This window comes from Nitrospirota bacterium (genome assembly GCA_016180645.1).
Taxonomy (GTDB): domain Bacteria; phylum JACPQY01; class JACPQY01; order JACPQY01; family JACPQY01; genus JACPAV01.
Window position 1 is genome coordinate 207,018 of the sequence record JACPAV010000004.1, and the last position, 13,491, is coordinate 220,508.

Sequence of the window (13,491 nt, forward strand, 5' to 3'; positions counted from 1 at the left end):
CCTTCAAGAGGGGCGATGCCTGGCCATGACCGATTCATACGATACCGTTCTGGCGCGGCCGGATTTGTAGGCCGCCCACCTCTTCCGGGCCTCTTTCGCCCAAACGCGATCGACCTCGGGGTCCGGTTTATCCAAACCCGCTAGAATGGCATCTACGAGTCGCAATTTGTCGGTGTCGGGCAGCGCCTCAATCTCCTTCTCCAACTTCTTGGCCGCCTTCGTCATCTGGATCCTCCTTTTCAGGTTTGCTCGGTTGGGAAAAGACTACCGTATTCCTTCTGACCTTGGAAGCTGACTCGCTGCGGCATCGTGGTCCTGACGCCGCCACGGGGACCAAGGGTCAGACATGCCATTCTGTACGTCCTTGGAGTATCACGCGGGTTACCCGCGAACCCGCATGACAAGAAATGGCCGGGAAGTCCTACCGGCCGAGGACGATATCGACGCCTTGAAGAATCTGCGCGAGGAAGCGCGGGGAAAGTTTACCGGCACGCTCGGAAAGGAACACCCGATCGATGGCCACGATTTGCGAGGCGTTGGCTACGGAGTCCTTCGGCAGGCCGGTCGCTTCTGCACGAAGAAGAGTATTGCCAGGGGCCTCCGCCCAATTCAGATTGCTCGTGAGCAGCACGCAGACCAACGTGGCAATCCGACTCCTGTTCAGGGGGTCTCCTTGGACAACGATCACCGGTCTTCGGAATCCGGGCGCAGATTTTGTAGGTGTGGGCAAATCCGCCCACCAGATTTCTCCCTGGGCGGCTTCTACCACTCGTTGCGCTCCAAAGCGCGTCGGGCGGCGGCGGAAACGAATGAATCCTTGGGTGCGTCGATCCGTGAAAGGGCTTGGTTCATCCGGTCGGTAACCTCATCGGGTGCGTGGCGAGACAAGTACTCCGAGAGCGCCTCGGAGTAGAGCCGACTGCGGGACTTGCGCGTGCGCCTCGCCTGGCGCTCGGCGGCCCGAAAAACCGTCTCGGGAACGGAGACCGCTGTGTTCATACCTCTAGTATAACCGTCGCGTCCGAGGCCCGCAACCGTCGAGGCATCCCGGTTGTGGAAACCTATTTGAAAGAGCAGGAATCAGCCTTGGAAAGATCGCGAGGGATGTTGAGCGTGGCCAGGCCGATGCGTTCGGTGCCCTCTCTCCAGCCGTCGCGGGCGTTGTAGTACATCCAGAGTTGGTTGCCGACGCGCCTCACGTCGAATGCGTACACGAAGGCCGATTTCCAGCCGTCGCCCTCCGGACCCACAACGGGGCGGTCGCAGACCTTCCCCCATGCGAGTCCGTCATCCGATGAAAGGATTCCGATCGCGGAGCGGGAGTGCCCTTCTGCGTCGTGAAAAATCCCGTTGCTGAAGGCTAGCCATCGGCCCCGCCACTTCTCGTCGAATACTTTGATGGATCCTGCCGCTTGATTTCGGTACGGATCGTCCGATCGCGGTTCCAAGATCGGCGCCGGATGTTTTTCAAAAGGTCCCTCCGGGCTTGAGGCCATCGCCCGCCCGATGTACTTCGGCTCCGAGAATCCCGTGTCGCTTTGGAGCACGCCGTTGGCGCTGTAGTAGAGCCAGTACTCAGTTCCTGTTTTCATGATGAAGGGATTCCCATTCGTGGACTGGAAACCGATTTCCCAATTGAGCGAGGGCTCCAGCACAGTGGTCGGAGTGGACCAATCCGTCAGATTGCTCGAAGTACGGATCTGCAAGGAAGACCGATCGAGTGTCAGGCTCTGAAAGGATTCGTAGAACAGGTAGAACATGCCACCTTCCGGATAGAGATACGGACGGGCGCCGGCGAAGAGGGGCGGACCGGCCGTCACGCGGTCCCAGTGAACGCCGTCGATGGACTGATAGTGATGGATCCCCAGCAGGCTGTGGGCGAACAGGTGCCACTTTCGATCCGGCGCCTTTTCCGGCAAGAGCACGGTGGGGTCGGCGATGATCGATTCCGGCTTGGGCGGCTCAATGAGCGGATTTTCCGGATGGTCCTTCCACCCGGTGCATAGACAGCCGGAGGGCTCAGGGCCATCCTCGATTTTCGCATCGCATCCCGCACCGGCCAGGGCGAGCAGAACAAGACAACCCGTTTGCATGCCGAACTTCATGATTCGTCAGTCTGACGCACCCGCCACCGCCACGCAACGGATTCCCGCAACGGACGGCGCCCTTCGCGCGCATGGTACCTGGCCTAGGACGGCTTGGTACCACGCTATGTCGCCCCGCTAGGCCATGGTCCATGCCGCGCCATCCGTGGCGCGGCGACATCGCATGGCCCCGTACCTTCCTTGGCACGGGGAAGGCGGGGCAATGCCCCGTGGTATACTGACCGCGTGATCGATTTCCGTCTGGAAAAGAAGCGCCGGAAACTTCTGGCGGATGAAACGGGCACGATCCACAAACAGGGAGCCGGCTACTCCGTGGCCCTTGTCTACCCGAACGTCTACTCCGTCGGCATGGGGAATCTCGGGTTCCAGGCCGTCTACGGCTACCTCAACGGCCTCGACGGTGTTTCTTGTGAGCGAGCGTTTCTCCCGGACCACGAGGATCTTCCGCTCTACGAGAAACATGATACCCATCTTTTCACGCTTGAGTCCGGACGGCCCATCACCGCATTTGACCTGCTCGCCTTTTCCATTTCATTCGAGGATGATCTCCTGAATCTCCCGCGGCTCTTCCGGCTCTCTCGCCTGCCGCTTCTTGCCCGGGCGAGGAGCGATCGACATCCTCTCGTGCTCGGGGGCGGCATGTGCGCGTTCATGAATCCCGAACCGATGGCGCCGATGATGGATTTCCTTTTCCTTGGAGAGGCCGAGGCGGGGATTTCGGAAGTGCTTGAAGCCCTGCTGTCCGTCGAACGAGGGAGTGGAAACCGCGAAGAGGCCCTGACCGCACTGCTTCGTGTTCCGGGAGTCTATGTGCCCCGCTCCTACGAGGTTGTTTACGATGAGCGAGCCTGGGTCTCGGAGCGCCGGCCGCTCAAGGGCGCGCCGACGATCATTTCCAAGCTCCGGGCTGAAATGCTCAAGGGATTTGTCACCAAGAGCGTCGTCTACACGCCGAACAGCGATTTCGGCGCGATGCATCTTGTCGAAGTCACCCGAGGCTGCGGCTGGCGTTGCCGATTCTGCGCCGAAGGCTACACGTACCTCCCGCCGCGGACGTACGATGCAGACGCTATTTTGCGGACGCTCCCCCAGGGTGAGGGTATTCGCAAGGTGGGGCTCGTAGGCACCTCCCTTCCCGAGCATCCACACCTCCTCGAACTGCTCCGGGGGGCGGCGCTGGATCAGCGCACGGTGTGTACGGCAAGTTTGAGGATGGACGGCGCGAATCGCGAGGTGTTGACTCGGATGTCCGAGGGCGCTCAAAAGACGCTGACCATCGCCCCGGAGGCCGGGAACGAACGCATGCGGCGCGTCATCAACAAGCCGATCTCGGACGCCGCCCTCTTTCGTTCGGTCGAAACGGCGATGGACTGTGGGATCAAACACATCAAGCTCTATTTCATCGTCGGCCTGCCGTTCGAGGAAGATGAGGACGTGAAAGATGTAGCCCGCCTCGGTGAACACATCTGGGGTCTGATCCAATCGAAGAGCCGTCACGCGGACTCCAAACTGACCCTGAGCGTCAATCCGTTCATCCCGAAGCCGTCGACGCCCTTCCAATGGTGTGGACTGAAACCCGAGCCTGAGCTGAAGAGAAAGGTCGCGTCGATTAAGAACGGCTTGGCCCACATCGAGCGGGTGCATGTGAGTGGATACTCGCCCAGGCAGGCCGTCCTTCAAAGTCTTCTGTCGATCGGCGATCGGCGTGTGGGGGAAGCCATGGCCAACGCTGCGGGCGACCAGGGTTCGGCACGGGGACACTGGGCCGCGGAGTTTCCGCCGAAAGACTGGATCGTCCATCGGGCAAAGGATGTTGGGGAAACGCTCCCGTGGGATTTCATCGATCACGGAGTACGCAAATCGTTTCTGGTTGATGAATACCGGCGCGCCGAGGCGGAGGTTCGCACGCGCGCGTGCCACGTCCCCACGTGCCGCATCTGTGGGGTCTGCACAGATGAGTCTGCATCGGCCGTTGCCCCTGGACATGAACACCGGGCCGGGGGGTCCATGTGAACGCCGAGCGCGTGCTTTTCATCCGGCTCAGTTCGCTCGGCGATGTGCTACGGACGCTTCCGACGATGGCCGCGTTCAAGTCGGCCTTCCCCCAAACGACGGTCGGCTTCCTCACATCGGAGTCGTACGCGTTTCTGAGGGGCGGCCTGACGTTTGTCGACAAATTTCATTTCTGGTACTCGGGCCGTCGCTCCGAAGTCATCCGCGAAATCCGGAGGGAGCGATACGAACGCAGTTACAATCTCCATCCCATCCTAAGGGCGGGGCTGATCTCAGCCATGCTGGGCATTCGGGAACGCTACGGTTTCGGGCCGGCTCTCGATCGGGAGGGCGGATTCCTCTTTTCCAACCACAGGGTGAATGTCCTGCCCTGCACTCATCGCCTCGACCAGACCGTTGAGTTGGTCAAGGCCTCCGGGGCAAGCTTGGAGCCTGTGCTGCGACCATTTGCCCTTGCGCCGAATCAGACACCCGAAGCCGTTACGCGACTGTTGGATCGGGAGAAGTTGGGACCCCAGCCGTTCGCCGTGTTCATTCCGGGCTCAAGCCCAGGGGCGACGGAAAAGAGATGGCCGCATCCATCGTACGCGGAGTTGGGTCGGCGGCTCGCATCGAGATTCAAGCTGTCCGTGTTCGTCCTGCCCGGATTGGGTGAGACGGCTCTTGCCGCGGAGGTGATGCGGGGGACGGACTCAGCCGGGCGGGTGGTTCCAGAATTGCGATTGGAGGAGATCGCCTCCCTTCTGTCCCGGGCTCGGATGGTTGTGGGGGGTGACACGGGACTGACCCATCTGGCGAACACGATGGGGGTGCCCTCGCTGATGATCTTCGGACCGACCGACCCTGCGGTCTACTCCCCCCGAATCGGAAAGTTCGAATGCTTGGGTGGTCGACCGGGAGCAGGACGGCCCCATCGTGGGGCCAGCCGTCGCGCCGCGCCGCCGACGTCCAGCATCAGCGTCAATCAAGCCTTCGATGCCTGCGCGCGGTTGCTTGACCGGACGCGAGTCTGACAACCTAAAATCGCTATAAAGGGAACAGCGTTGTAGCTTGGGTGATGGCTGGGGAGTGAGGAAGATCCGGCAAACCGGTCCTTCCGGAGAACACCCTCCCCCGTAAATCGTCGGCTAGGGAAGCAAGCCGGCGGCTCAGGTCGGGATGGTTGAACTGAGTGCAGTAGGAGAAGAGCTCCGTGGCCGCCAGTCGATGAATCCAAGTTTCTGATTCTCCTGATCTTCCGGCCAATTCCAAGCATCGACGGAGAAATCGGCGTGAAAAATCAGACTGGCGAGTGAGGAGGGCCCATTTTAGAAGCTCGAACCACGCCGCCGGCATGTCCCCACTCTGGAGGGCGGCGTGGAGGGAGACGATGCGCTCGCGAGCGAAAGCCGAATCCTCCAGACTCATCATGGCCTTGGGGTGCTGTTGGACCTGGAGATCGATCCAGGTGATGAGATCGGCGGCCGGCAGCGGCAGCGCCCCCTGGGCCAAACATCTCTCCACGCCATCGAAAAAATCGCTCCAACGTCCACGGGTAAGAAATTCAAAAGTGTCATGCCACGGCCCCTCTGCCGGATCGACCTGGAGCGGCCGACGTTCGCGGATCTTCCCTTTCTCATCCCACAACTTCAAGAATAGGGCCTCGTGCTTTGCCGCGGTGACCGGTGCATCGAAATCGCGCGCGCGGCGTCGCGCTGCCTCAATGAACCGGGGTACGATCGGGCCGTCTGATGCGACGTCTCTCCAAAGTGCGGCGACGACCGAACCTGCTTCTTCCAGGTTCCCTCGGGTGTAGTGAAACCCGCTCGTCCCGTTCTGAACGATTTCTCCCGGTCCCTCCAGGTTTGCGACAATGGGAATCAGGCCGCAGGCCATGGCTTCGACGACCATGTAGCCGAACGCCTCATCTCGCGGAGCCAGGTGAATAAACAGATCGGCCTGATTCAAGATTTCGGGAACGTCGTTCCGCCAGCCCCAATAGCGATGGAGTTCGGTCGATGGCCCATCGGTGCCCACCGTCCAGCCGACCGCAGGGACCCCTGCGCCTCGGAGGAGGCCCACCAGGCGCTCCATTCCCGCCGGATCCACGTCATACGGATAACCGACCTGAACGAGGATCAGCCGGTCCTTCTTTGCAATCTTCACCCGGTCGGTCCGGAATCGCCCGAGATCGATCCCGCTGTAGATGACGCTCGTCCGGGAGGAATCCGGTTGGAGACGGGCCACGCTCTGGGAGACGCAGATGGTCCAATCGACAAAATCATACTGTTGGCAGGGATTCGGATTTTCCACCCGCTCTACGATGAGCGGCACGCCGGCTTTGTGCGCCGCCATGAATCCCGTGTGATGAAACCCGCCGTGACTGATCACGGCGACGTCGACGTTTCGTAGCGAATCCACGAAGTCCTCGAACCGGGCGAGACCGTCAAGAATCCTGGCCCCGGTGGCGGCTTCGATTTGCGCCTTCATGTCGGCCGGCGCCTTCAACGCCGTGTGGCCGGACTGGGAGAAATTCTCTTTGGACGAATGGCAGAGCAGCGTGTATTCGCTCCAGTTGATTCCGGTGATCCGGCTGTAGTCCTGCTGCCAGCTCATGTGGGCCAGACGGAGGGGCAATGCAGACCGCATCACATAGGTTATCGGCGGCGCCGGACAGGAACTTGATTCGAGACCTCCTCCCGCGGGATGGCCGACCGAGGCCGATTTTGGTACCGTGCTCCCTCATGAAACACATCGGTTCGTTCCTCGTTTGGGTATTGCTGGCGTTCGCCGCGCAAGCCGCCGAGCCGATCGTCGTCCTCCAGGCGGGGACGTCGTCTGCGAACCCCTTGAATTGGGGGGGCGACGGGTTTCTCCCGTTCCCAACGGACTTTTACACGGTGGTGGATCCGTCAACGCCTACCGGTCTGAGGATGCAACTACCGGAAGATCCGATAGAGAATAAGCTCCTCTCGCGACTGCCGATGGACACGACCGGCCTGAGAGAAAAACTGAGGGAGCATGACGGATTTTCGCCGAACTTTCCCATCGTGATTTCCGTTCCTGCCGTCCTGAAGGAGTTCGATCTCCCGAAGCCCGAGGACACTGTCAAGTCCGATTCTCCGATCCAATTCTTTCGCGCATCCGATGCCGTTCCCCTGCCCTTCCGCACTTTTCTGGATGTCATCCTGAACGTAGGGGGGCCGAACGTGACGGTTGTTCGGATCCATCCACTCGTGGCGCTCCGGAAGAGCGAGCGGTACGTCGTCGTCGTACGATCCTCCTTCGGCGCAAGGGCTGATCGAACCATTCCCCCCAGCGGCGGTTTCCGCGCCCTGATGCAGGAGAAAAGTCCCGCCGACGGGGACCTCGCTGTCGCATGGCCGCGATACGCGGGGCTCCGGTCGTTTCTGAAAGATCACCAGCTCGACCCCTCCACCCTCTCTCTGGCCTTCGATTTCACGGTGGAGTCGGACGGGAGCTACACGCGCGGGGCGCGCCGGCTGCGGGAGGCCGTGGAGAATCACGCGGCGGAGCATCCCCTCCGGATCAAAGAGATGCAGGCGGACGAAGAGCGCACGTGGTGGGACTCGGCTGAGGCCGTCGGAGTACACGGCGCGTTCGAAGCGCTCGACTTCATCGACTCGGAAGGCCGGGCCCGCCCGGCACCCGTGCCCAAGAACGTGAAGTTCAAGCTTCTTCTCCCCCGGAAGCCCCGCGAGGGCGGCATTCCGCTGGCCGTGTTTGGGCATGGACTGGCTGTCAATAAGGACACCATGTTCCAGGTGGCGGGAAGGCTCGTGCGTGAGGGCATCGGCGTCATCGGCATCGACGCCCCGTATCACCAACACCTGTGGTCCCCTCTCAAGCCGATCCTGGGATCGCGCAGCAACATGGATCTCCTCGCCGGCATGTTCCGGCAATACCTTGCTCAGCAGCTCATGCTCCTTCAATTTATCCGGCAGGGGCTGGCGGAACTGGACGTGCTGCCGATGGGTGAAGGGGAGTCGAAGGGGGACGGACGTCCCGACTTGGACGTGACGCGCACGGCCTACATCGGCCAGTCGATGGGAGGGATCGTGGGGACTTCCGTTCTTGCCCTCGATGATCGTCTCACAGGAGGAGTGCTCAATGTTGCCGGAGGAACACTCGGCGATGTCTTTGAAGAAGCGTTTCTCATCGAGGAAATGGGCCTGCCCGTCTTTTCCGTGAAAGGCTTGTCTAAGATGGAGTCCTACGTTGCGGCGGGTCTTCTGGGGTATCTGACGGATGATGTGGATCCCGTGGGGATGGCGCCATACATCACGAGGGAGCGGTACTTGAACACCCATCCAAAACTGGTACTCGTCCAGGGCGGGCTGAACGACGGGCTGGTCCCCAACGCGGCGTCGGACCGCCTTGCGCGTGCGCTGGGCGTTCCACTGATGGAGCCGTCCGCGCGTGAGGTCTCTTTCATCGAGAAGGTGCAGCGACCCTATGTTGGCCCCGGTCTAGCCTTCTACCGCTTCGGTCAAGGGCGATTCTTCCCTCACCTCTGTCTTATGGGTGATGAGGCGGCCTCCGATGCCGTCGCCTTCCTGTCCTCTTTGCTGAGGCCAACCGGCGACCACGCCTTCTCCGCGACATCCGGCGACCCGAAATAGGCGCCCTGCCCCATGTCGGCGGATCGACCAAGCCAGCCGGCGGTGATTCGAGGAGGGAATCCGATCCTCGCGGCACTCGCCCGAATCGTGCGGATCGGAATCGATGACACGGTCCAACCGTACGAGGGAAAGTACATCGTTTTGACGAACACGCTCACCCTTATCGCGCTCGTCATCGCCATCGCCTATTTGCCGCTCACCATCGCCCAGGGTTCGCGACTGCCGATCCTTCTGCACGTCCTGTTGATTCCCATCTACCCGATGGCCTTCGTGTTCAATCGGTTCCGGAAACATTGGTTGGCCACCACGTGGATAGGGCTGAGCTCGATGGCCGCGTTGGCCGGACTGGGTCTCATGATGGGAGTGAGCAGCGGCATCCACTATTTTATTCTCACCCACGCCGTTGGAAGTTTCATTCTGTACTCCCCTCGCCATGAGAAAGCCATGTGGGCTCTCGCCCTGGTCGGACTGTGCGTTTTCGCCGCCTTCCTGTCCGTGGATGTGCCCGCGCAGGTCGGCGAAGGCGCCGCGGCGGTCTCCACCATGCCCAGATGGTCCCGGCCGGCCAATCTGATCGGTGTCTACATCGCGGTGGCCGCGGTGGCGTACTATTCCCGGCGCGGCATGATCAGGGCGGAGCGTGCCGTGCTTCGGGAAAAAGCCCGCGCGGAAGACCTGCTGCTGAACATTCTTCCCAAGCCGATTGCGGATCGGCTTCAGCAGTCGCCGACCACCATTGCCGATGGATATCCCGCGGCAAGCGTTCTCTTTTCCGACTTGGTGGGATTCACCACGCTCAGCCAGGAGATGCCGCCGGAAGATTTGGTCCGCCTTCTGAACCGTATCTTCATCTCGTTTGATGAGCTGACGGACAAATTCGGATTGGAAAAAATCAAGACGATCGGAGATGCGTACATGCTCGCTTCCGGCCTCCCCACCGCGCGGGAGGATCATGCCGAGGCTGCCGCGGAGATGGCCATGGCGATGCTTGAAACGGTCGCTCTCTTGGGCGCTGAACTCCGCCGCTCCCTTCACATCCGGATCGGCATCAACTCCGGGCCGGTTGTCGCCGGCGTGATTGGGAAGAAGCGATTTATCTACGATCTGTGGGGCGACGCCGTGAACGTGGCCGCCCGGATGGAATCCCACGGCGTCCCCGGCGAGATCCACGTCTCCCACTCAACCTATGAGCTCCTCAAGGCAAAGTTCATCCTGGAGTCCCGTGGGCGCATCGAAGTGAAAGGCAAAGGCGCCATGGAAACGTACCTGCTGAAGGGAAGAAAGGAGGGGAATTGAAGGAGATCGGCGTAGGCGCGCCGGACTACGGCGCGCCCTTGGCCCAACGGATGCGGTCCAGGCCCGGGAAGTTCGGGCCGTAGTACATCATGCGGTAGAGGCGGACCACCTGGCCGGTGGCGGGTTCTTTCACCTCCGCGAGAAGAAGTTCGACAATCGTATCCTCCGCTCCGCTCGGTTTGAGCCAGACCGCGGTATTGGGTTTGGCGATGGAGGCGGCGCCGTATCGCTTCACGGCATCACCATAGAGGGATTTGATGGGCGGATCATCGAGCGTGGCGGCCTGTCCCGCGTCGTACGCCTTGGAGTAGAGAGCAAGCTTGCCGTCCACAAAGTAGAAACCGTGCGAAATGCTGCGCCCATCCTCCAATCGCGTATCCCAGTAGGCATATTTTGTCTGTACTCCGAGGATCTCGGTTTCGCCCCCATCGGTGAGCGGAGGGAGCTTCGCCTCCGCGGCCGGGGCGAGCATCCCCCAGGGAATCTGATAGAGGTTCCAACCTTTGAAAGCCGGCTCTTTCTTCGCGGCGGTCGCCGCCTGCGCGGACGCCGTGAACCGTGAATCGTGAATCGTGAATTGAAGGAGGAACAGAAAGCCGAGCGTTTGGGCCGCCCGGATTGCAACACGAAGGGGTGGGTTCCCTCTCGGTCTCACGGGTTCACGATTCACGGGGTCACGACTCCTGATAGATCGCCAGGCTTGCGAAGCTCACCACGGATCCGGTGGCCTCTTCCGCAGCCTGGTCGTATTTCAGGAGATGCCCTTTGAGTGCGGGCGAACCCGACACGGTGGAGGTCACCGCCTTGAGAAGCGTGTAGATGGGTGAGAGACCGCAGATGCGCCGCTTGTCCTTCTCGCCCTGGATATTGCGAAAGAAAGCATCGCCGTCCACACGCTCGGCGTGCGTCAACATCTCTCGGTCGAGGATATCGAGCTCGCGCCGAATGCTCTCGTTCACCTTGAACGGATCGCCGAATTTCACTCCCATGTGGGCGAGATCCGCGCCGGCGATGTACACCGTCGGTCCGAATTGACGGTCGGCCTCCTGAAGCGCGGCAATGAACCGGCCGATCCGCTCGCTCTCGCCGGGCAAGTGGCCGTTCAGCACCCATTCGTGCATGGAGGAGCAAAGAATCGGCACGATCTTCAGCCCCGGCTCCAGCGGAAACAGGTATTTGAGAAACACCGCCTGAAACTCGACGGAATGCTCCGTCCGGTGGACCCATTCGTCGGCGTAGATCTCCGGCCCCAGCTCGGTTTCAAGAAACTGCACATAGTCCTGATCCGTGGGCACGGGGCCCAGGGGCGTGTCGTAGGCCTTCCGGGTGACCACGAACGTATTCGGCGGAGACTGGTGAGCGGTGCCCAGGATGACGAACCGCCGCGGCAGGGGCCCGCGGGCCAGGGAGGCGTACGCGAAAGCGTACGCTTGTCCCGCGAAACGGATATCGATATGCGGGACCACGACGCCTCGCAGGACCCCGGAATTGTCCTGCGGTCGAACCGCCGCGAAGTACTCCTGGAACTGCTTGCGCAGTTCTTTCGGCTCCGCGGGGTACACGAGGCCGGCGTGGCAGTAGGGGCGAACCGGCTGCGAGTGGAACGCGTCGTCGGTCTCCTTCTGGAGACGGCGGAAGCCTTCGCTATCGAGGTAACCGGACTGGTCGAGTTGGGTCATGAAGCCCAGGACCTGTTCCGTGAGGAGGAGCTGACCGAGACGGCGCTGAATCTCCTCCTGGAGCTGGCGGATGGTGTGCTTGCCGTCGAAGAACGCGAGGAGGAGGGCCGCGGCCTGGGGAATCAGGACCGGATCTTTGGCGTATCCCATCGGGTCGCGCAGCGCGATGAACTTTTGCGACCCCTGAACGATGGGGTAGACCTCGACGGCGCGGATGGAGGGCAGGAGCGTGTCCGGATCGGCTGCAACCGATGCGGTCGAAGCGGGCGGCGCGTCAGACGGAGGCGACTTTGACACAGTTCTTTCCAGAGCGTTTGGCTTGATAGAGCGCGGCGTCGGCCCGGTCGAACAGATCCGTTTCGTTGTCCGCCGACTCCGGGTACATCGAGAGTCCGACGCTCACGGTCACGCCCATTTTTTTCCCATCCCGAGCGATGTTGTATGCCTCGATTTGTTCTCGGAGCCGGTTCGAGACGAGCAGGGATTGCGACGCGTTCAGCTCCGTGAGGATCACGGCGATCTCTTCCCCGCCGTAGCGCGCGATCACGTCCGTGTCGCGCAAGCTTTTTCGCAAGATGTTCGAAACGCCGCGGAGGACCTCGTCGCCCACGGAGTGGCCGTAGGTATCGTTGAAGGACTTGAAGTTGTCGATGTCCATGAGCACCACGGCCAGGGGACGGCGGAGACGTTTCGCTTTATGGAGTTCGAGCCGGAGGTAATCCTTGAAATAGCGGTGCGAGTAGAGGCCGGTCAGCTCATCGGTGATGGCCAGTTTGAACAGCCGCGCATTCTCGATCGCGAGGGCGGCCTGATTGGCGAAGGCTTCGAGGATCTCCAGGTCGTCGTCCGAGAACGTGGGACCGTCCTTCCGATTGAGGACTTCGATGGCGCCGATGATGCGGGCCTTCACCTTCATGGGGGCGCAGGCGATGTTGCGGCTGGTGAAGTTCACCGATGAGGCGACGCGCGGGGAGAAGCGCGGGTCTTTGTCGACATCCGGGGAAAGCACGGGGACGCCGTGTTGAACGACCCAGCCGGCAATCCCTTCACCGATTTGCAGTTTGATGTCTTTTACTTCGTCCGCTTTCTCGCCGGTAGCAGCGAGAAAATAGAGGCTGTGGCCGTCCTCGCCCTTGAGGATGATGGAGCTGGCCTCGGCGTGGGTCACCTGCGTGGCGTGTTCGAGAATGGAGTTGAGCACGTGCCGTTCGTCGAGGGAGGAGTTGACGAGCGCGGTGACCTTGATGAGAGATGACAGTCTGTCAATGCGATCCTGTTCGGAGCGGAAGGCTTTGGAGAGCTCCTCGGGAAGGTGGGCATCGTCCACGTTGGAGTGGGCGCGGAGACTCTGCGTGAGCGTGTTCATGACGGATTGGAGGGCTTCGCCGTATCGGAAGCGCGTGCCCGGCGCCGTGGCAGGAGCGGGCGTGGTCGGCGGAACGGAAGGGGGGGGGCTGACGAGGCGGGCGGCGCGGCTTGGGGAAGGGGAGTGCCGGGGCGTGGAGCGGGTGGATCGCCGGACGGCGGGATGGGGCCTCGTGGACGACGCTTTGGATACAGAGCGTTTTGCTATGGAATCCTCCTGTAGTGTTCGAGGTCGCTCCCGGAGGTTCGCTCGGATTCCGGGAGAGGGGGATTGTAGCGGAATGGCGAGTTTTTTCAAAGGCGGGGGGGTGCTGAGTAACGCCCGGCGAAGCTCGGGGGGAATCGGTGAGTGACTGTGTGATAGTGTGATGGTGAGTCATCTAGGGTCTGCTGCGGGGTGGGGGAGGGGGC

Annotated in this window: 13 protein-coding genes; 5 read left to right on the forward strand and 8 right to left on the reverse strand. The window is 61.5% G+C overall.

Translation table 11 applies throughout. The features are described 5' to 3' along the window. Nucleotides 1-3: 3 nt before the first annotated feature. From HYT87_04020 to HYT87_04035, 4 genes are all read right to left on the reverse strand, one after another. Nucleotides 4-225 (reverse strand): addiction module protein, encoded by a 222-nt coding sequence (locus HYT87_04020; protein ID MBI2058916.1) that lies wholly within the window; start codon nucleotides 223-225, stop codon nucleotides 4-6. Between the two features lie 196 nt (nucleotides 226-421). Beyond that, nucleotides 422-769 carry a type II toxin-antitoxin system PemK/MazF family toxin gene (locus tag HYT87_04025; protein MBI2058917.1) on the reverse strand — a complete coding sequence of 116 codons (348 nt, stop codon included), beginning with the start codon at nucleotides 767-769 and terminating at the stop codon, nucleotides 422-424. Then, nucleotides 763-999: a hypothetical protein gene (locus HYT87_04030; GenBank protein MBI2058918.1), complete on the reverse strand. Its 237-nt coding sequence runs from the start codon at nucleotides 997-999 to the stop codon at nucleotides 763-765. The genes HYT87_04025 and HYT87_04030 overlap by 7 nt, the downstream gene beginning before the upstream one ends. Before the next feature lie 62 nt (nucleotides 1,000-1,061). Beyond that, nucleotides 1,062-2,093, reverse strand: coding sequence for a family 43 glycosylhydrolase (locus tag HYT87_04035; protein ID MBI2058919.1), 1,032 nt, complete (start codon nucleotides 2,091-2,093; stop codon nucleotides 1,062-1,064). Nucleotides 2,094-2,330: 237 nt separating this feature from the next. On the opposite strand from HYT87_04035, the gene HYT87_04040 reads away from it, so the two are divergent. Then, on the forward strand, nucleotides 2,331-4,118 hold the full coding sequence (locus HYT87_04040) for a radical SAM protein (protein ID MBI2058920.1): 1,788 nt from the start codon (nucleotides 2,331-2,333) through the stop codon (nucleotides 4,116-4,118). After that, complete coding sequence (locus HYT87_04045) at nucleotides 4,115-5,131, forward strand: glycosyltransferase family 9 protein (protein ID MBI2058921.1); 1,017 nt, start codon at nucleotides 4,115-4,117, stop codon at nucleotides 5,129-5,131. The genes HYT87_04040 and HYT87_04045 overlap by 4 nt, the downstream gene beginning before the upstream one ends. Nucleotides 5,132-5,144: 13 nt before the next feature. Here the strand turns inward: HYT87_04045 and HYT87_04050 are convergent, their stop codons facing one another. Then, nucleotides 5,145-6,746, reverse strand: coding sequence for a glycosyltransferase family 4 protein (locus HYT87_04050; protein ID MBI2058922.1), 1,602 nt, complete (start codon nucleotides 6,744-6,746; stop codon nucleotides 5,145-5,147). Nucleotides 6,747-6,841: 95 nt separating this feature from the next. Between HYT87_04050 and HYT87_04055 the strand changes: the two genes are divergently transcribed. Both HYT87_04055 and HYT87_04060 read left to right on the forward strand, forming a co-directional pair. Next, nucleotides 6,842-8,740, forward strand: a complete 1,899-nt coding sequence (locus tag HYT87_04055) for a hypothetical protein (protein ID MBI2058923.1) — start codon at nucleotides 6,842-6,844, stop codon at nucleotides 8,738-8,740. Nucleotides 8,741-8,752: 12 nt separating this feature from the next. Continuing rightward, a complete protein-coding gene (locus HYT87_04060; GenBank protein MBI2058924.1) occupies nucleotides 8,753-10,036 on the forward strand; it encodes an adenylate/guanylate cyclase domain-containing protein in 1,284 nt (427 codons plus the stop codon). A gap of 25 nt (nucleotides 10,037-10,061) precedes the next feature. Here the strand turns inward: HYT87_04060 and HYT87_04065 are convergent, their stop codons facing one another. From HYT87_04065 to HYT87_04075, 3 genes are read right to left on the reverse strand one after another with little or no spacing between them, the layout of a single operon-like run. Next, on the reverse strand, nucleotides 10,062-10,706 hold the full coding sequence (locus tag HYT87_04065; GenBank protein ID MBI2058925.1) for a hypothetical protein: 645 nt from the start codon (nucleotides 10,704-10,706) through the stop codon (nucleotides 10,062-10,064). A 4-nt stretch (nucleotides 10,707-10,710) separates the two neighbouring features. Next, nucleotides 10,711-12,012, reverse strand: coding sequence for an AmmeMemoRadiSam system protein B (gene amrB / locus HYT87_04070; protein ID MBI2058926.1), 1,302 nt, complete (start codon nucleotides 12,010-12,012; stop codon nucleotides 10,711-10,713). Then, nucleotides 11,990-13,081, reverse strand: a complete 1,092-nt coding sequence (locus HYT87_04075; protein MBI2058927.1) for a sensor domain-containing diguanylate cyclase — start codon at nucleotides 13,079-13,081, stop codon at nucleotides 11,990-11,992. Before HYT87_04075 ends, amrB begins: the two co-directional genes overlap by 23 nt. On the opposite strand from HYT87_04075, the gene HYT87_04080 reads away from it, so the two are divergent. Beyond that, on the forward strand, nucleotides 13,080-13,433 hold the full coding sequence (locus HYT87_04080; protein MBI2058928.1) for a hypothetical protein: 354 nt from the start codon (nucleotides 13,080-13,082) through the stop codon (nucleotides 13,431-13,433). The two genes, HYT87_04075 and HYT87_04080, sit on opposite strands and share 2 nt — an antisense overlap. Nucleotides 13,434-13,491: the final 58 nt, after the last annotated feature.